Annotated in this window: 18 protein-coding genes; 5 read left to right on the top strand and 13 right to left on the bottom strand. The window is 54.7% G+C overall.

What is annotated here, in order from left to right:
- Positions 1-4: 4 nt before the first annotated feature.
- Complete coding sequence (locus tag E5K02_RS23285; RefSeq protein WP_135398534.1) at positions 5-2,407, top strand: multicopper oxidase domain-containing protein; 2,403 nt, start codon at positions 5-7, stop codon at positions 2,405-2,407.
- A gap of 15 nt (positions 2,408-2,422) precedes the next feature.
- Here E5K02_RS23285 and E5K02_RS23280 read toward each other — a convergent pair whose 3' ends face one another.
- Both E5K02_RS23280 and E5K02_RS23275 read right to left on the bottom strand, forming a co-directional pair.
- On the bottom strand, positions 2,423-3,349 hold the full coding sequence (locus E5K02_RS23280; RefSeq protein ID WP_135398532.1) for a toxin-antitoxin system YwqK family antitoxin: 927 nt from the start codon (positions 3,347-3,349) through the stop codon (positions 2,423-2,425).
- 214 nt (positions 3,350-3,563) lie between these two features.
- Positions 3,564-3,989 (bottom strand): hypothetical protein, encoded by a 426-nt coding sequence (locus tag E5K02_RS23275; protein ID WP_135398530.1) that lies wholly within the window; start codon positions 3,987-3,989, stop codon positions 3,564-3,566.
- A gap of 249 nt (positions 3,990-4,238) precedes the next feature.
- Here E5K02_RS23275 and E5K02_RS23270 point away from each other — a divergent pair, with 249 nt between their 5' ends.
- The 4 genes from E5K02_RS23270 to E5K02_RS23255 all read left to right on the top strand — a co-directional run bounded on the left by E5K02_RS23270 (position 4,239) and on the right by E5K02_RS23255 (position 8,802).
- Positions 4,239-4,781, top strand: a complete 543-nt coding sequence (locus E5K02_RS23270) for a hypothetical protein (RefSeq protein WP_135398528.1) — start codon at positions 4,239-4,241, stop codon at positions 4,779-4,781.
- A 1-nt stretch (position 4,782) separates the two neighbouring features.
- Complete coding sequence (locus E5K02_RS23265) at positions 4,783-5,082, top strand: hypothetical protein (RefSeq protein WP_135398526.1); 300 nt, start codon at positions 4,783-4,785, stop codon at positions 5,080-5,082.
- 143 nt (positions 5,083-5,225) lie between these two features.
- Positions 5,226-7,622, top strand: a complete 2,397-nt coding sequence (locus E5K02_RS23260; protein ID WP_167856560.1) for a hypothetical protein — start codon at positions 5,226-5,228, stop codon at positions 7,620-7,622.
- A gap of 127 nt (positions 7,623-7,749) precedes the next feature.
- Entirely contained in the window at positions 7,750-8,802 is a 1,053-nt protein-coding gene (locus E5K02_RS23255; RefSeq protein WP_135398521.1) for a tyrosine-type recombinase/integrase, read from the top strand.
- A gap of 55 nt (positions 8,803-8,857) precedes the next feature.
- Here E5K02_RS23255 and E5K02_RS23250 read toward each other — a convergent pair whose 3' ends face one another.
- The 11 genes from E5K02_RS23250 to E5K02_RS23205 all read right to left on the bottom strand — a co-directional run bounded on the left by E5K02_RS23250 (position 8,858) and on the right by E5K02_RS23205 (position 18,329).
- Positions 8,858-10,747, bottom strand: a complete 1,890-nt coding sequence (locus E5K02_RS23250) for an AAA family ATPase (protein ID WP_135398519.1) — start codon at positions 10,745-10,747, stop codon at positions 8,858-8,860.
- A 12-nt stretch (positions 10,748-10,759) separates the two neighbouring features.
- Positions 10,760-11,236, bottom strand: coding sequence for an ABC-three component system middle component 5 (locus E5K02_RS23245; protein ID WP_135398517.1), 477 nt, complete (start codon positions 11,234-11,236; stop codon positions 10,760-10,762).
- Position 11,237: 1 nt separating this feature from the next.
- Entirely contained in the window at positions 11,238-11,831 is a 594-nt protein-coding gene (locus E5K02_RS23240) for an ABC-three component system protein (protein WP_135398515.1), read from the bottom strand.
- A gap of 3 nt (positions 11,832-11,834) precedes the next feature.
- Complete coding sequence (locus E5K02_RS23235; protein ID WP_135398512.1) at positions 11,835-12,020, bottom strand: hypothetical protein; 186 nt, start codon at positions 12,018-12,020, stop codon at positions 11,835-11,837.
- A gap of 406 nt (positions 12,021-12,426) precedes the next feature.
- Positions 12,427-12,642, bottom strand: a complete 216-nt coding sequence (locus E5K02_RS25710) for a hypothetical protein (protein WP_167856559.1) — start codon at positions 12,640-12,642, stop codon at positions 12,427-12,429.
- Between the two features lie 20 nt (positions 12,643-12,662).
- A complete protein-coding gene (locus E5K02_RS25705; protein ID WP_167856558.1) occupies positions 12,663-12,812 on the bottom strand; it encodes a hypothetical protein in 150 nt (49 codons plus the stop codon).
- 18 nt (positions 12,813-12,830) lie between these two features.
- Complete coding sequence (locus E5K02_RS23225) at positions 12,831-14,072, bottom strand: Fic/DOC family protein (RefSeq protein WP_135398506.1); 1,242 nt, start codon at positions 14,070-14,072, stop codon at positions 12,831-12,833.
- 18 nt (positions 14,073-14,090) lie between these two features.
- On the bottom strand, positions 14,091-14,342 hold the full coding sequence (locus E5K02_RS23220; protein ID WP_073112438.1) for a hypothetical protein: 252 nt from the start codon (positions 14,340-14,342) through the stop codon (positions 14,091-14,093).
- Positions 14,343-14,444: 102 nt separating this feature from the next.
- Positions 14,445-16,730 carry a type IV secretory system conjugative DNA transfer family protein gene (locus E5K02_RS23215; RefSeq protein ID WP_135398504.1) on the bottom strand — a complete coding sequence of 762 codons (2,286 nt, stop codon included), beginning with the start codon at positions 16,728-16,730 and terminating at the stop codon, positions 14,445-14,447.
- 48 nt (positions 16,731-16,778) lie between these two features.
- On the bottom strand, positions 16,779-17,798 hold the full coding sequence (locus E5K02_RS23210; RefSeq protein WP_135398502.1) for a DUF5712 family protein: 1,020 nt from the start codon (positions 17,796-17,798) through the stop codon (positions 16,779-16,781).
- A gap of 6 nt (positions 17,799-17,804) precedes the next feature.
- Positions 17,805-18,329 carry a BfmA/BtgA family mobilization protein gene (locus E5K02_RS23205; RefSeq protein WP_135398500.1) on the bottom strand — a complete coding sequence of 175 codons (525 nt, stop codon included), beginning with the start codon at positions 18,327-18,329 and terminating at the stop codon, positions 17,805-17,807.
- Positions 18,330-18,501: the final 172 nt, after the last annotated feature.

The raw sequence follows: 18,501 nt of genomic DNA, 5'->3' as shown, positions 1-18,501 counted from the left end.
GACGATGCGAGTGATTTTTCTGCTGGCTGCGCTGCTGGCCACCCTGCCCGCCTGGGCCCAGAGCATGCCGGGCATGCGCATGGCCAAGGGCACCGGGCCCCACCTGACCCAGTCCGCGCCCCCGGCCGCCGAGCTGCAGGGCAAGGTCGTGACGCCCCGCAGCAGCTACGTGGGCAAGCGGGTGGAATACGACCTGTACGTCGACGAGCGCCTGGTCAACTTCACCGGCCGTACCCGCCGGGCCATCGGCATCAACGGCCAGATTCCCGCCCCCACGCTCACCTTCAACGAGGGCGACACGGCCGTGATTCAGGTGCACAACCAGATGCACATGGAGACCTCCATCCACTGGCACGGCATCCTCCTGCCCAACGAGCAGGACGGCGTGCCCTACCTCAACACGGCCCCCGTCGAGCCCGGCGGCACCCACACGTTTACGTTTCCGCTGATTCAGAGCGGCACCTACTGGTATCACTCCCACACCATGCTGCAGGAGCAAGACGGCGTGTACGGGTCCATCGTCATCCACCCCAAGCGCATTCCCTACGAGATGAAGGAGTACGTGCTGGTGCTTTCCGACTGGACCGACCACAAATCCAAGGAAGTGCTGCGCTACCTCAAGCGCACCGGCGAGTGGTTCGCCGTGCAGAAAGGGGCCACCCAGAGCTACGGAGAGGCCCTGGCCGCCGGCTACTTCAAGGACAAGCTCAAGCAGGAGTGGGGCCGCATGCCGGCCATGGACCTGACCGACATCTACTACAAGAAGTTCCTGACCAACGGGCAGGAAAAGGGCTATTTTAAGGACGCCAAACCCGGGGAGGTGGTGCGCCTGCGCGTCATCAACGGCAGCGCCTCCTCCTATTTTTTCCTGCAGTACGCCGGCGGCCCCATGCAGGTCATCGCCGCCGATGGCATCAACGTGGAGCCCTTCCCGATCAACAAGCTCGAAATTGCCACGGCCGAAACCTACGACCTGCTGGTGACGGTGCCCGCGATGGGCGCGGCCGAGTTCCGGGCCACGGCCAACGACATCACGGGCTACACCTCCACCTACATCGGGACGGGCGAGCCGATGAAAGCGCCGGACCTGCCCCGCATCAACTACTTCCAGATGATGCGCGAAATGAACAGCATGGAGGGCATGAGCGGCATGGACATGGGCGGCGCCGGCATGACCAAGCAGCAGGGCGGTGGGGAAATGAAAGGCATGGACATGTCGGGCCAGAAGCCGGCGAGTGGCTCGCCGATGCCGGGGATGGACATGCAGCACGGCTCAGCGCCCACCACCACGGCGCCCTCGCCGCAGAACCGGCCCGAAAATGCCCAGGAAAAAGCCGGCAAGAGCATAGGCAGCATGCAGGACATGGGCGGCATGTCGGGCATGGACATGGGAGGAATGGCCGGAATGAGTGGCATGGGGGGCAGTGCCGGCGACTTCAACTACAACCAGCTGCGGGCCCTCAACCCCACCACGCTGGATTCGACCAAGCAGTGGCGGGAAATTAACCTCACCCTGACGGGCAACATGCTGCGCTACGTGTGGTCGTTTGACAACAAGACCCTGTCCGAGGCCGACAAAATTCCCATCCGCAAGGGCGAGAACGTGCGCATGACTTTCACCAACACCACCATGATGCGCCACCCGCTGCACCTGCACGGGCACTTTTTTCGGCTCGTCAACGCCCAGGGCGCCTACTCGCCGATGAAGCACACCTTCGACATCCAGTCCATGGGCAAGGTCACCATCGAGTTTGACGCCAACGAGGAGCAGGACTGGTTTTTCCACTGCCACATCCTCTACCACATGATGGCCGGCATGGCCCGCATCGTGAGCTACGAGGGCACCCCGCAGAACCAGTATGCCCGCACCGACTACAAAGAGCTGAAAAAGGAAGACAACCGGCCCTACCTGTGGGCCGACCTGATGGCGCACTCCCAGGGCGCTTTTCTGGAAACCACCCTTTCCAACAACCGCAACGCCCTGGAATTTGAGGGCCGGGTGAACTACCAGGGCAACTTCGAAACCGAGACCCACCTGCTGCGCTACCTCGACAACCGGCAGTTTCTCGCCGCCTTCGTCGGCTTCGACTACCGCAACAACCGCACGCTGCTGGCGGAAGGGGAGCGGAACACCAAAAACAACCGGCGCGTTTTCGACGTGGGCGCCTACTACCTGCTGCCGCTGCTGGTGCGCTCGGAGCTGCGTCTGGACAGCAACGGCAAGGTGCGACTGCAGCTCGAACGCACCGATCTGCCCCTAAGCAACAACTTCTTCGCCGACCTGCTGGTGAACACGGACCGGGAGTACAACGTCGCCTTTCGCTACATGGTCAGCAAGTACGTGTCGTTGAGCACCAACTACGACAGCGACTATAAGTGGGGTGCCGGCCTGACGCTCCACTACTAAAGGGCCGCCGGCTTTCTATTTGCAGGTCTGCACCAGCGCCGTCACGCTCAGCGTTGCCGTGGCGTCGGTGGTGTAGTTGTCGTTGTTCACGCACACGTACAGGCGGCGAATGCCGGGCGGCAGGCTGATGGGCCGGGTTTCCTGGGGGGTGTTGGACGCCACGCGCAGGCAGTTCTTCACGTCCTTAATGTAGCCTTTCGTGTCCAGAAACTGCTGCGCGGAGGCTTCGTCGGGGGTGATGTACCAGTGGCACTTGGTGCTCACGGTGGGCGGCGCGTTGTTGCCCTGCTTCGTGAGGGCCGTAGCCGCCGTAGTCAGCAGTGCGGGCGCGGACATGCCGCCCGTACCGACTACGCCGGCCAGGGCCAGAGCCGTGGACCATGACACCGGGGGCTGGCCTTCGTCGCGCACATCCAGCTTGTAGACGATGCCCACCGTGCCTTCGGGAATGTCCACGGTGAAGACCTTGCGGCTGATGTGCATGCAGTTGCTGCAGTGAATCGAGGCGGTGCTCAGCGGCAGCGCCTCCTGCATGAGAGACTTGCACTTGATTTCCCGGCCATCGTCGCGCCAACTGCGAAAGTCGGCTCGCTGCACGCCGTTCACGTACGTGCCCTTGAAGCTAACCTGGCCGTTTTCGTGCCAGCCGCAACACAGGCCCGTGGGCTTATCGGGGGCTTCGCTGGCCATCTTGCCTTCCCACTGCTTTTTCCAGGACGGATAGAAGTAGTCCCGCACCGTGCCAATGGTTTTGCCGGCCGCGTCGTGGCGGGCAACGCGAGCGTAGGCCACTTCCTCCAGCGTTTCGGTGCGCTCCCAGTCGCGGTCGAAGTAGACCGTATCGGCCGGGGGCAGGGTAACCGCGGCGGGCTTGGGCCGCTGGGCCAGCGTAGGGATACTTATTATAAGGAGTAGTAAGGGCAGAAAGTAGCGTTTAATCATACAGCAAAAGCAATGGGTAGAAGGCGGATTTTGGTGAGTAAATATAGGTATCGTCCCACTACTGCTTAGCTTGTACCCCGCGTTATGCTTTTCTATTTTTTCCTTGTAAAAGCTTCCTGCGATAGGCCGAAAAGCCCAGGAGCTGTATGACCGGCACGGGCAAAATGAGGGCGGCCAGCAGCTGTGGGTACGGCAGCTGGCGGCTCTCGACGACCTAGTAGGAAACCCCGTGCACGACTACTAGGCCATAAAACAGGTAGTTCCAGCGCTGCCAGTACTTCCAGCGCGGGTCCTTGAGCTTGCGCAGGGAGAGGTCGTTAGACAAGGCCAGCAGCATGTTGCCCATGTGTACCTGCAAGCCAATGGCCACGTGGGCAAGGCCCACAATGCCGCTCCAGATGCCGATGTCGCGGCGCAGGTCGGTGGAAACCGGGTTGCGCAGCCGGCGCAGCACATTCAGCGGCCCGGTCAGCAAAATGGCGCCCAGCAACAATATCGAAACATAGGCCGTGCTCATGCTCCACTTGTACTTGACGTCGGGTGATTCTACGGCGTAGTACATCCCGCCCAGCAACAGCAGGCTGAGCACGCCCAGTAACACTTGGTGGTACAGTCTGCGGGAAGAACGAAATTCTAGCATAAATTGGTCGGACTGAATTTACCTAAGCGAAGCAACGCTGAAATGGGAAGCTACCCGATTACCGCAGATGCTAAACCAGAAGTATGCGGCTACGTCCAATATGCTTCACTAGACCGTTAGCATAGAATTAATTTTTAAGTTATGATAATACTTAATTATCATAACTTGTTTTTTTATCTCAACCAAAGGCAAATACTACTGGTAAAAGCTTCTATCACTATGCGACTCTCGCCCGCAATTTATAACACCATGTCTGACTACGAAGATGGCTACGAGGCTGGCCGCAACGCGCCCAACATTCGACAGTCCTATCAAAACGGCAAGGCTATTGGCAACGGACTAGCCGTGGTGCTGGGCCTGGGCTTTCGCTTAGTAGTCGAAACGCTGGTACTGGCTCCATTCCTGGTGCTGGGCCTGGTGCTGACAACCAACCTGGATTTTCTCGGGGCGGGTTTCGGGTATGCCCGGCTGCTGAGCATCGGGGCGCTGGCCTACGGCTTCTACGCGCTGCTCTATTTACTTAAAGGAGTTGCTATCGGTCTGCGCCTGCGCGGCACCCGGCACTGGCTGCTGCCGTTCACGCTGTGTTTGCTGGTGGCCTGCGTCGTCCCGTCGCTGCTGCTGCACCTGTTCATCGTGCATACCGTCAAAGCGGCTCACCCGGTTTTGGTGTGGGTGGTGCCGGGGTTGTTCGCCCTCTACACGTATTCCCGTTACCGCTTCACGGAAGACATTGCCCCCAACCTCGTACTTTGGGCTTATCGGCGCGGCTACCGCTGGACTGTTAAGTAATATGAGTCAGCTGGAATTTGTTGAGCGAGTGACAACGCAGGTGCTGGCCTACCTGCAGCAAGCCCGCGCTTATGAACCTACGCCGGAAGAATACATCAAGTGGGTGGATAGTCACCCCTCGGCCATTCGGGTATTGCTGTTGCGGCGGGGCATGGCCGCGTGCTGGGCGGGCGGCTCCCCTTCGTTTCAGGATTTCATTCTCACCCAGCGGGGCCACTCGGTACACGACTACATGGCCTATCAGCTCAACGAAACGGAGTACCTGCGCTGGGTGAACTTCATGGACGACACAACTTTCTAAATATGTTTTTTCCCTTAGCTGCTAATCTTTGTCCTTCACCGGGTTCATCTTCCAATGAGGCTGATTTACATGCTAAAGAAACAAGTAGAGGTACCGCAAGGCTGAGTAGAAAATTTTTTCCTATTGTTTAATAACACCTTGCTTTGGCAAAACAGATGAAGGTTACCCGAAACACTGAAAGAATTATTGAGGTCTTAGACTTATTGAATAATGAACAGCGGCCAAGCACTATCAATAGCTATATCATTTATGTAATTTCTAGTTCACGTGAGGCTTCATTAAAGGATATAATTGAACTTACGCAAGTAGAGTTTGATATCAACCTCGAAATTTCGGAGGTTTCAGATGCTGTCAATCAGTTGATGAAAGATGGGCAACTTGTTTTGCTTGGCGAGAAATATAAGCTGACAGAAGCAGCAAATGAAGCACATGCAAAACGGGTTGCGGCCAGCGAACAACAAGAAGAACAATTAAGAGAAAGGTTTTACGAAAAAGCTTCGTCTTTGAGCGAAATTAAATTAACTGACGAAGAATTACAGAAAATATTCAAGGAGTTTAAAGGTTATATCCATGAAAACTTCTTTTACTACGGAAAATCAGCTATTGCAATACTTGGAAAAGACAGCAGTGAGAATGCCAGCTTGACAACCCAGCAGCTTTTTAGATTGTCATCTGATAAGCTGCCGACTAAGCTGAAAAAAGTATTTTACAGATATATAGAGAACTTGACTGAGAATAGTTCGGAGCTTGAATTAGCGTACTATGAATCCTTAGCTGATAGAGCAGAACAGTTCTTTGCTCTAGGGCTGTCGAAAGAGTTGGCCCAAGAATTGGCTTCCTTTCAAGAAATTGATTGGAAAGTTTTTGTTGATACCAATTTTCTGTTATCAGCTCTAAAAATTCGTGAAAACACAATGAACCCTGCTGTTGATTCTTTGTTAAAAATCATCGAAGAAAATAAAGAATATTTTAAAATAAAACTCACCTATCTTAGAAGTACTTATAAAGAATTAACGCAATTCAGACCAGTATTAAATGGGCTCGTTCACAGCCAAAAGCTGACCGATAATCAGATAAAAGCTGCTTTACAAAGCGGGAATTTAGATAGTTTCACAGAAGCGTATTATAGATTGCAGTTAGCCCACCCGCAAGGCGCGCAACACCCTTCAGTCATACTTGACCAAGCGTCTTTTATTTTAAGAAGCAAAAAAATAGAAATTCATAATGGTGCGATTAAAGGTGTAGACACGGAATCTGAGGTATTCAGTGATTTAATATCGGATTATTCTAAATACTATGCCTTGATGAATGAGGCTAGGATAGAAAAACAGCAACTTGGTGAAGTAAGATATAAGGATACACCGCAAATAGAGCATGATGTTGAACTTAGAGAGTCAATTCTTTGCGAACGTGATAAAAATGGTGAAACCGCTACCCATTTTCAAGACTGTAAAACTTTTGGTTTAACTCTGGACTTTGGCTTAATCGCATATGATAAATATGCAGGACGCAGAGATAATGGCAATGAATTATTCATTCCCGCATTCTTTACCCCTATTTATTTACTGAAAAAGCTATATAAATTGTTGCCTGTTCAAAGCGACGATTACAGAAAGGCATTCTTATCATCCATTGCAAGCCCAGTTTTTTCAGGCTCTCATGCCAAAAGTGAGGTTTCTCAATCAGCTCTTGCAGTGTTTAATGCAATTGGCATTGATGATTTATCATTTATGACAAAAAGCCTGACCAGCAAGATATTCCTAGATGAAATCAAGAAAATTGGAAGTGATATTGAGAAAGCAACTGTTTTCATAGAAAGTGAAATCAGTAAAGAACTGAGACAAAAGGGTCAGAAGGAAGCAAGACTTGCTAAAGAGTTAAAGGACAAACAGGATATTTTGATTAAGACTACAAGCGAGTACAGTTCAACTTTGCAAGATAATAGTGCTCTGAATGATAAAAAGACATTGCTGGAGCAGCAAGTCGATGCTTTAACCAAGGGGTTAAAGGCCACAAAAAAAGCACAAGACCGATTGCAAGGAATGCTTATTAAAGCAGCTAGTAACCCTCAACAACAAATACCTTTTAGCAATGAGCAAGACAAACAAGAAATTGATCGTCTAAAAGATATTGTTAGGCAAAAGGAAGAAGCTGAGTCGGCTCTTGCTAAGCAGAAGCTAGACGAACAGCTTAAGACAGAAAAAGAGAAAAAGGAGACGGACAAGGAAACATATATTCAGAATGCGGTAAAGAAGTGGCAATGGGATTCAATAAAGCATTTATTAATAGCATTAGCAGTGCTACTTATATTGACTATTTACTCATTATCAAGGTACAATTGGAGCTTTAAGGCTCTAATAGATGCGATGAGAGATATAAACAATAACCCTGACTTAGCTTTTACGCTACCCTCTATTTTCACTTTATTATTATTTACGTTCAATTTATTCCTTGTTCAAAAGTTTTACAGCAGGCACTATAATCATTCTAACATAAAAGCCTTTAGAGAACTGTTGCCCATTCCTAAACATCTCAAATAGCTATAATGCTTCTAAAGCAAGGTATTGTTAAACAATAAAAAACCCTTCGACTCATCCTTGCGGCACCTCTACTTGCTTCCTTAGCATGTAAATCCGCCTCATTGGAAGAACCCCTTCACCTCAAATCATGAGTAAATACCTAGGCAAAGTGCCGGCCGTAACGACGGGGTCAACAGTCGCTGCCAACCTGACGCGGGCTTCTTCTAAAGTGGCCGGCTTCCTGGAAACAGGCCTGCAGGGTGCCGCTAACACGGAGCGGGCTTATAAGTCGGACCTGAACACCTACGCTGAGTTTTGCGCGCTGCACGGGTTTACGGCAGTGCCGGCCGACGTCACCACCCTAACGGAATATGTGGCCCATTTGGCCTCCGAAAAGCCGACTCCAGATGCTGGGGGCGGTAGGGAGAAAAAGAAGGGGCAACAACCTCTCACCGGGCCGCACGCGTTGGCCACTATCCGGCGGCACTTGGCCGCCATCCGCAAGGCGCATCAGCTCAGCGGCCACCCGATGCCGGCGACAGTGGATGCGCTCAACATCGTCATGGAAGGCATTGCCCGCACCCTGGGCAAGCGGCAGGACCAGGCGCTGGCTTTTACCGTCGAGGAGTTGAAACAAGCCATTCGAGGCATCGACCTGGAAACGACGGCGGGCCTGCGGGACCGGGCACTGCTGCTGGTCGGCTTCGCGGGGGCTTTCCGGCGCTCCGAACTGGTGGACCTCAACATCGAGCAGCTGGAATTTACGGAGCGGGCCTTGCTGGTACATCTGGCCAAAAGCAAGACTAATCAGTATGGCGCGGTGGAAGATAAAGCCATTTTCTATGCTCCCAATGCAGATTTCTGCCCCGTGCGCTGCCTCCGTGCCTGGCTTAATCTGCTGGGCCGGACCACGGGGCCGCTGTTCGTGAAGATTCCGCGGGCGACTCCAGGCCAGATGGCCGCTCCCTCAGATAAGCGGCTCTCGGACATTTCCATTAACAAGCTGGTACAAAAGCGCCTCGGCCCAGCTTACTCAGCCCACTCCCTGCGCGTGTCGTTTGTGACGGTGGCTGTGCTTAATGGGCAGTCCCACAAGGCCATTAAGAACCAGACCAAGCAGAAGACGGATGCAATGATTGAGCGCTACACGCAGCTCAACAACGTGGTTTCTTATAATGCTGCTCAGGCACTGGGGTTATAATGAAAGGCCAATATTCTCAGAGAAAGAGACTTTTATCATAACCTATAAGCTGATGCTACACTTTCAGCGTCTTGTTCTCTTTGCTGTGGAAGTCGCCAATACAGTATGCATCTATATCAAGCGAAGCATCAATCATCGAGGTGGAAAAGATGATTTGGTGTTCCACTTTAGCTTGATTGGATAGCTCAATAATAGTCCGTTGCAGGTTTTGACTGCGCGCTTCCTGCATTCCTTTATCCTCCATGTTGTCGCACATGATGAGGCGAGGGTAGCGGAAAAAGTCGTTTTCCAGTGACGCGAAAAAGATGGCGTACAACACGCTGTTCTTCAGGTAAACGACCGAGCTGGCAGAGAAATTCTGTCGTCCGTCTACGTAAAAAGTGTTGCGGTTAAAGTCAATGGTCACTTGTTTCGCGTCAGCGAATGCCTCCTCGTAGGCCCCATCTTCTTTGAGCAGATGGCGCGCATATTGGCTGATAGAATTATAAGCCGTTTGTGAATTTTTACCCTGAGCCTTTAGCCGAAGCTCAATTACCTCGTTTAGCTCTTTCACCTGTACTTCCAACTCCACCATACGTCGGCGATGTTCATCCAGCACGTCCATGGCCGCCAGCTGGCGCTGCAGAAATTGAATTTCCTTTTCCAGCTTACCTTTCTCTATTAGCATCTGATCCACCTTCTCATCGCGGGTAGACTGAGCGGTATCAAGAAACTTGTCGTAGGTGCGCTGCTGCTGCCGGGCAATAGTCTTCATTTCTGGCAGCGCGGCCTGCAGCTTCATCGACATATTTATTTTACCCGTCAGCAGCTTTTCTGACTCGCGCAGCTGAAATTCCAACTCCTGCCGCATCCTCATGGCCTGCGTCTGCTCTGCTTCTGGCGGCAAGGGTTGGGCACATAGTACACAATGGTTTTCGGCCCGCTCCCGTGCCAGTGAAGTGAGGCAATGCGGGCATTGAGAAATAGGCAGCTGGCCAAGAATCTTGCGGGTTTCTATGGATTCGGTCAGCGCCTGAATGCGATGCTGAAGGGTTTCGATGAAGTCCTTGGAATCGGCAATGTCAAAGGTCAGCTTCTCCAAGTTTTGGATGGCCGTGCTCAGGGCCGTGCGCGAGGCCGTCACGCCTTTCATCAGGTCAGCCAACTGAGTATCAGCCTGCTTGCGCACCTGCAACGGGGAACTGGCCTGTATCTGGGCGTTTAGCTTTTCTACGTCGCCCTGCATCACTGCAATGTGGTTTTTTATCTCAGCCAACGAGCTAAATTGTTCGGCTGCCTGCAGAATGGCAACCAACGACTTGTATTGACTGGTTTGCGCCTCCAAGTCCTTTTTCACCTTGCGCAGCAGCAGTTGCGCATTGTATAGCTCGTTGTCGAACACACCCAGCAACAGGTCACCGGTTGCACGGCGGGTCAGAGGCGAATCAAACTTTTCATCAATCATCAGGCTAAACGGCTGACTTAGCTGGTCGATGAACAGCAGGCGCAGAACCTGATGAATGGTGATATTACTCTCGTCCTCGGTTTTAACCTCTGGGAACAATAAGGCCCGGAACATTACCTGGGAGAAGCTTTCCTTACTCTCAGAGCGGCGTAGCGGATACTGCGTCCAGCTAACCGTAGAAGCCAGCCCGTCAGCCAGCGGCCCCCAATACAGATTGACGGGCTGCGCGGCACCGCCGTGAATCTCGCGGTTGAGGGAAAGCACGGCCCCGTTCACTTCCAGCTCCACATACACGTTGGTGCAGCGTAGCACCTCCGGCGTCCAGCGGGCGTAGTCGCCGCCAAGGCCGTAAAAGAGCAGGCTCATCACAGTAGATTTGCCCGAGCTGTTTTTACCCCGAATGATATTAACCCCAGTGTGAAATTCGGCTTCGTAGGCTACTTGGCTGCCGCTGTAAACGGCCAACCGGCGCACCATTAAGTACGGAGAAAGTTTACGCATGAAAATGAGGCACTAGAATAAGTTGGAACGCTCTTTCAAGCCGACGGGGCCCTCATAGGGCATGCGCAAGAGCACTTCATTCATAAAGTCAAGCAGGGTAGTGCTTTCCAGCGTGTTTTCCAGCAGTGCGTTCAACTCCGCCGATATCACGGTGTCATTGAGCTGCACTTCCCCCTTCACGTACTGTAGCGGGTCGATAAAGGCGTACGCAGCTAGGCACTGCAAAGCGGCGTCCTGGTAGCCTTGCAGCTGCTGAAACACAATGCGGCTGTTGCTGACAGCCTCGTACTTGTTGACCTTGATTTTCTTGCGAAAGTCGGCGTACTGCATCGGCAGCCGGATTTTGAAGGTTTCGCTGGGAAACACCACAAAGTAGTCGATGAGCTTAAAGTGCTCTACGGAAAAGACCCGGCCTTCGGAAAGGCGCAACAGTTTCAAAAAACGACGAACAGCGTGGTAGATGTCGAAAGCAGGATGATAGACCAGCATGTTACCTCCACTTGATATGGCAATTGCCTGTTAGATAGAACAGCATACCGGCAATTTCGTCGTCGTATAATTCCAGAATGTTTTCGCCGAGGCAGTCAACGATTTTCGCGTACACGTGTACCTCAACCAGCTGCATCACCTCTTGCGGAGGGCTGCCCTGCACTATAGCCGGGTATACGTGCTGCCCGAAACAAGTATACACCTTCGCTAGCAGGAAAGCGTACATCTTCTGGGCCGACTCCGAGAACTGATATTTGAATAGATGCTTCGTAAAATGCTCCTTCGTCTGGGCCGCGAAGTGCATATAAGGTACGTAGCCACCCTCTTCCAGCTTACTTTCCAAGCCAATCATGAGTGTAGCTTCCTCCTGCACGGGGGTAGAGTAGCGCAGCAGCTTGTCAATGATGTGACCGATGCCCTGATTCTGTTCCTGCTCCGCTAGAAACTGCCGCCCTAGGGCCGCCAAATAGTCCACGCGGCTATTGCCGCTGCTGCCGAAATAGTTGTGGCTGGTGGTGGTTCGATTCAGGTTGCCCGCCACTACGTCGCCGCCGGCAGATACCTGACTCTGGCTCGTACCGTTTCCGAACGGCATGGGCTATTTCGTCGTCTTGTTTCCACCTACGACGTCGCCGAAAGTGTTAATGTTTTTTTGACTGACCCGATTGGCCGTCACTTTGCTCGTGTTGGTGGTGCGGCGGATAACCTTGATGGTAATAACAATGCCGGCTGCTACCACGGCGGCAACGACGGCAAGGACGATTTTGGTAGTATTCGGGTCCATCAAGAAAGGTATAGCGGTGGGATAAAGAAAACCTGAATCGGATACAGGGACTGTAAAGTTAATGAGCGGCCTGACACTTGTTCAGTTAATTCATCGATTCCTCCACTTTTAGTGAAAGTTTGCCTTTACTGAACGCGCTGCTATGGCAAAGGCTAACCCAACGCTAGAGCTTTCTAGTTTTTGCCATTCGTACGTGGTTTATAGCCTCCGTACCGTCATCAGCTCAATTACGCTCCGCTTTCTTATGCCCACCCTACATTGGATTGGTAAAGATAAAGCCCACCACCAGGACGTTCCGTTTCGCCTCCTCGACCAACAGTACGAGGCCCTGTGGAACCGTATTCGGTGTAAATACAATATTATTACCAAGTCAAAGGCCCCGTTGTTACCCACGGGGCCTTTGTGGCTAATTCTGGCGCACTTTGCTGCTGGGCGGGGTCCAGTCCGTCCACGTCCGGGTGGTCTGGCAGCAGGTACACTGCATTTTCAACTCCGTGGCAACGGGCGACACATCCAGTACCTCATCGTGGGCGTGGAGCGTCTCCTCGCCGCAAGTGCTGCACATCAGCAACTCGGTACCGGCTACCATATCCTCCATAAAGCTTAGCTCGTCGTCTTGCATGGTCGGGTGATTAGGTAGTATCAGCGTTCAATTCCGCTACTGTCGCGGCCGGCGCTGGGGCCGCTGCGCTCAATCATTTTAGGTGGTTTTTCCAGTACGCTGACGGAGTTACGCAGTTCATCGGTGTACTTGTTGCTGCTCAGGCTCGGGATACTGCCGGCGGCCTGCATGGCCTTATGAGTATTTTCCTAGTTCATGCCCGCAATAGCCGGGCTGCGCTCCACAAACCTGGCTACCTCCCGCAGGCGGGCGGCATCGAGTCCCTTGCCGTTTTCTTCTAGGCCCTTGGCTACCTCGCGGGCGGCTTTGATAAAGAGCGGCTGGGCCTCCTCGTGGGTTTTGGGCACAATGGCCACTGGGTTGGCCGTGCGCTCAACGGCAGCCGGTGCGGCAGCTTGCGGCTGCCGCTGGGGGCTCACCAGTTCCTTGCCCTCGGCTAGCTGCACCACCTGCACCGATGAAGCACGTAGCCGCCTGGCGTCTTCCAAGTCCAACGTCATATCCTTCATGCCGGGATGCTTCAGAATCTTGTCAGCGGCCAGTTGCATTTCAATAATGCCGGGGCCTTTGATGGAAATGGGGTCCTGGGTAACCGCTGAAACCCGCTGGGCCAGCTTTACGCCCTGGTCGTAATTGCCGGGGCCGGGCATATTGGCAATGACGTTTGCTGCCCGGTAGCCCGTCACCTCCAATTCCCGCCGGGCATCCATTGCCTTCATGGCCGGCGACAACTCCGGGGGCGCGGCGGCCAAACTAGGGTCGCGAAGCTTTTCGGCCGCGGCTCCCGGTGCCGGAGTCGTTATCTGCTGCAACATTTCCCGCAGGGGCTTGAGGTTCTTATCGGCCTCAGCCGGGGGATACAACCGTACCATTGCCTCGTCGCGGCTGCGGTTCAGCACTTCGGGCGAGATTTTCCCAAAGTCCACCTGGTAGCCGGCTTCCTTGCCCAACTGGGTAACCATTGCCTGCAGGGTGCGGCCGTTGCCCTCGCGGAAAGCATGCGTGTGGTTGTACTGGTCCATGTAGTAGGCGGCCCGCTCGGTGAACTTGTCCTGGTCCAAGCCCTTTAAGCCGTTCTCCTTACCCAGCTGCTCCCCGATGGCCCCTAGCCGCTGCTCTATCTCCTTATGCGGGGCGTAGGTCATAGTTTCCTTGAAGCCGGTAACGTAGGTGGCCTTGTTACCCTGAAACCCCCGGTCGGCCCGCGTCTCGCCGGCCCACTGGTACACGTCCTCAAAAAGCTTTTTGTGTAGCTCTTTCAGGTGGGCATGGTCAAACTGCCCGCCCTGGATGCCGCCCGACTCATTGAGTTTAGCCAGTTTGGGCAAGGCACTGTCATTCTCCACCTGCCGTAGCACTTCGGCATCCTTGATGCCGAATTTGTTGAGTAGTACTCCGTTTTCGTTGCTGAACTTGTCGTTGGCTGCCATTCGCTGGGTGCTTGCAGGTTACTGCTCAGTTGCTGCCGGCGTGCCGTACTTGGCCTGCAGGCGGGCGCGGTTCAGCTCGTCCACCTGGTCTAAGGTCAGTTCCCCATCGACGTAGCGCTGCATCAGGGCCATTACCTCCTCGCTGGGCGCGGGGCCGTTGCTCATCAGAATAGAAACCGAGTTGGAGGCGTGGCGCTCCCGCTCCTGGCGGGCGCTCAGCTGCTCGGGCGTTAAGCCGGCGGCGGCGGGGGCAAACGTAGGTACTTGCATAGAATTCTGGTAAGAGAGAGTGGATATCACTTAAACGAAAAACAGGGCCTGAACGTCGCTTTTTAGCCCTTTTTCGGGTTATTCAGCAGCAATTTTTGCCCCTCATGCTAAGGTGTTTACGTGCAGGGCCAACGTATCCCGCACCTCCTGACGCACCCGCATGAAATTCTCCTGCACCGCGTCGGCCAGGGCCTTCTCCGGGTCGTCGTCTGGCCCGCCAAAACTCACCATCGGGTGCAGGGGAAACTGCTCCCCCGTCCACTCGGGCCGGGTGATAGTCCCTTGGAAAAAGGTGCTCTCGGTTTCCACCGTCTGCCCAATGAACTCCCCCTGCTGCAAGCCGATGGTATCCTGCACCCGAACGAGGTTGCGCTCCTGGTAGCTGGTGCTTTGGTTGGAACTGCTGTTGCGGCTGCCGGTACCGCCCTGGCTCGTGCCGGTGCTGGTGCTTATCATTTCCTTGTCCTCGCGGCCTACCAGCTCCGAAATGAACTTGGCCGTTTCCAGCGAGTTGACCTTGCCGAAAAACTGGTTGTTCAGGTTCGACACCATCACCTGCATCTTTTCCTTGCCGTAGGCATCCGTCATCTGGCTCAGGTCCTGCGTCATGTACACCATCGCCACCTTGTTGCTACGGGCCGTGGCCGGAATCACCTCCAGGCCGGGCACATAGATGGTCGCGGCCTCGTCGAGGAACACGTAGCTGCGGTGCTTGCGCTGCTGGTTCATCAGCTTTAGCGCTACCGTTATCACGCACGAGACCACCGGCGAGAATGTCTCCTTCAGGGTGGGGTCATTGCCGATGCACAGCAGCTTAGGGGCCTTCGGGTCATTCAGATTGAGCGAGAAGCCTTCCCCCTCGGCTTCGTTGGGCGTCAGCACCCACACGATTTGCGGGCTGTTAATCCGGGTTAGAATCACCTGCAGCGTGCCCACTACGGCGGCTATCTGCTTCTCCGCTTTTTGCTTCACGGCAGTAATGATGGACCTGGCCAGGTCGCCACTCTCCAGGTCCGTGTCGAGCATACTCAGCACGTGCTTAAAGTCGTCGTGCATCGCCGTAGCGACGACGTGGGGAATGGTGCACAGCGCCGGGTAGTGCTTGCGGTAAAACCAGATGATGCTGGTCAGATACGCCACGGCGCTGGTATCGAAGAACTCCATCTTGCGGATGCTGGATGGATTCAGGTTATTGATGATAGCCCGGCTGTATTCCTCAGCAAAGGCCACCACGGGCATATCATCGGGCCGCAGCGGGTTCACCCGCTCACTGCGCGTCAGGTCCCGGAAGTTGATGATGTGCAGCTGTACCGGCGGCTCGTCCTGCTCCTGCTCGGCAGTGGTCAGCTTAGCCGTGGCCTTGCCCATCATGCTGCCAGCGTACTTGGACGCCTGCTGCTTCTCTTTCTCCCGCTGGCGCTCGGCCAGAACCAACGCTTTCTGCGCGGTTTCCGCCAGCACCGGAAACTTAAAGTCGTAGATGAGGCCGGCGAAATTCTTGTAGGCAAACTGCTCTACCATCGGCTCCCCTATCGAGAAGGTCTTGCCCGCGCCGGCCCCGCCCAGTACCAGCGTGCCCCGGTACGGGTTGGCAATGGTTATCCAACCGCCATCTGCCGTGCGGAAATAGATGCCGTCCGGCGTTTCTATCTTCTTGCGCTCGGTGGTCAGCCCGAAGGCCGGGCGCTTGGTAGTGGCCCACAACAGCCCTACCAGCCCACCGCTGGCCAGTACGGCCGTAGCGGCACCCGGATACCCGAACGTGATAAAGCCGGGCGTGTAGTGGTGCATATTCAGCAGCACGTAGCCAGCAATAAGGAACACAGCCGCGCCTGTTCCGGCCACCACGCGGAATGCCTTTTGGTTGATGGGCTTGCGTTTTGGCTTGCCTGGCACCGTGGCCGGAGTCTTCTGCACGAACACCAGCACGAGGCCCGCCAGCAGCAGCAGTGCCCGCAGCCACACCCCGGCCGGGCCGTAGAACTTGGCCGCCTTCACCAGCAGCTTCGACTTGAACCCCTGGCCCGCCTTCGCTACAGCCTCGGCGCGGGCCACGCTTTTACTCAGCGCCTGGTCGGTGGCGTGAGTCGCGGATACGGCAGCCTGTGCTCCCCCCTCCCCTACTACCTGGCCAGCTTCGAGCTGCGCCTTGGCAATCCTGCGCTGCCGCTGGCGCTCGTTGATGGCGGCAATCCGGGCGGCTAGTTTTTCCTTGGGAGTAAGGGCCTTTATCTCGGGCTGGGTGAGCTGCACGGCGCGGGCCTGGGCTACCTCGTCACGATGCAGCAGCGTGTAATACTCGCCGCCGATGATGGCCAGCAGTAGCAGGGCGAAAATCAGCCCGACGTTCTGGGTGTTGGGTGCAGCCCTGGGTGGTTGGCTAGACATAACTGTGTAGATGGTTATTGGAAAGAATAAGCGTTTTAGGTGGTGGCGCTACATTTCAATATCAAGCTCGCCGGCTGTGCGGCCTCGCTTCTCGCCGATGCTCTCGGTCTGCTCGTCGCGGCCCCGGCCGGAACGGACGGCCTGTTGCAAGGCGCGGAGGGCACTGGTAGCCGCTTGCTGCTGCTGAGGCTGCTCCCGGCCGGTGGTCAACAGGTGGTACGCGTTATCAATGGGCTCCCCCGCCTTCGCCCGGCGTTCGACGGTGGCCAGTGAACGGTAAAAGGTCTTATCGTACTCGCGGCCCTGGGCTATCTTCTGCACCCGCGCTGGGTCAAGCTGCTGCGCCTTTAGCACCTGCTTGTTCAGTACCGCAATCCGCTCCCCAATCTTGGCGGCGCGGCTGGCATCGCGGCTGGCATCACGCGGCTTGACCTTTACCTTTTCGTGCTCCTGCGCGGTGTAGGCAAACTGCTTCTCGAACTGCTTGCCCGCCTGGGTCTGCCAGTTGATTAAGTCGAACCGCTGCCGGCGGCCGGCGGGGTTGAGGCTTATCTTCTGGCTCCGGTCGCGGGCACTCACGATGACGTGAATATGCGTTTGCAGACCAGACTTCTTCTCGCCCGTCTGAGCTTGGCCGGCGGCCACTTCGGGGTCAGTGCCCCGGTAGCTCCTGTCCTGGTGGATTGTGGCCCCCCAAACCAAATCCTCACTGCGCAGCTGCCGTCCTTCCTTTAGGTTAAAGTTGCCGGCGTACTGCTCCATCACTGCCCGCGTGTAGGCTTTCAGCTTCTGTTCGTCATTACCGATATGCTCCAACTCGTCGGCGCTGGGGCTAATCACCAACGAGTAAAACTTGGCATCATCCGCCCGCAATCCTTTCACGTTAGTGTCGATTTCCTGCATCAGTTCTGCCGCTTCAATCCCGTCGCGGTCAGCCCCGAAAAACGTTGCTGTCTGCCCATCTTTAGCCGCTTCCTGCTTCAGATAATTGAGCGTCTGCGCGCTGCTGCCGCTGTTATTATAAGCGGCTTTACCGTGCGTCGCGGGGTTGATTAGCTTAACGTACATGCTGGCTTAGCTACTCGGTTCGGTATCCTTTTTACCCGGCTGCCCCTCCCCTACTGTCTTGCCTGAACTAATGGATTGAGCACCGGTCAGCGCCTCTTTTAGCTGACGCTCTATGGCCTCGTCATTCTGCTGCCGTAGCTTCTTTAGCGTCTCCCGGTGCGCCGCCAATTGTCCTTCATTGAGTAGGCTCAACTGGCCATTCAGGTTGTTTACCAGGATTTCATTCATCCGTAGAACCCGCTCCAGCGTGATACGGGACCGCAGCATTTCTTCCAGCATGGGGAGTAGTAAGCTGCGCTCCTCCTCCTGCATATAGCTGAAAACCCGGTCGCCTAGCTTCTTCACCTGCTGCATGATTAGCTGACCCTCGCGGGCCACATCGTCCGCTGGGTTGAGTTGCCGGCTTGTGAAGTAGTCCAACGCTGCCTCAGTGTATTCACCAAGACTCATTTTCAGCCGGGTGGCGGCTTTCGCGGCGGCCCTATGGCTGGTTGCATTTACCCGAATCTGCGGCTTCTGCTCTTTGGCCATTTCTACAACTGAAACAGTGGCTAAAACTACGATTCAACGATATCTTGTGAGCAAATACATACTGTATATCAGACTATTAAGTATAATAGTCACATTATTTCAGCTCTGCTGAAATTCAAGTAACACAAATACAGTGCTTTAGCGCTGTGTTTGTGTTACTCTTCTTGCTAAA

This window comes from Hymenobacter metallicola (genome assembly GCF_004745645.1).
GTDB lineage: Bacteria > Bacteroidota > Bacteroidia > Cytophagales > Hymenobacteraceae > Hymenobacter > Hymenobacter metallicola.
Note: the sequence above shows the minus strand (reverse complement) of the source record. Positions and strands in the feature narration are given on the sequence as shown.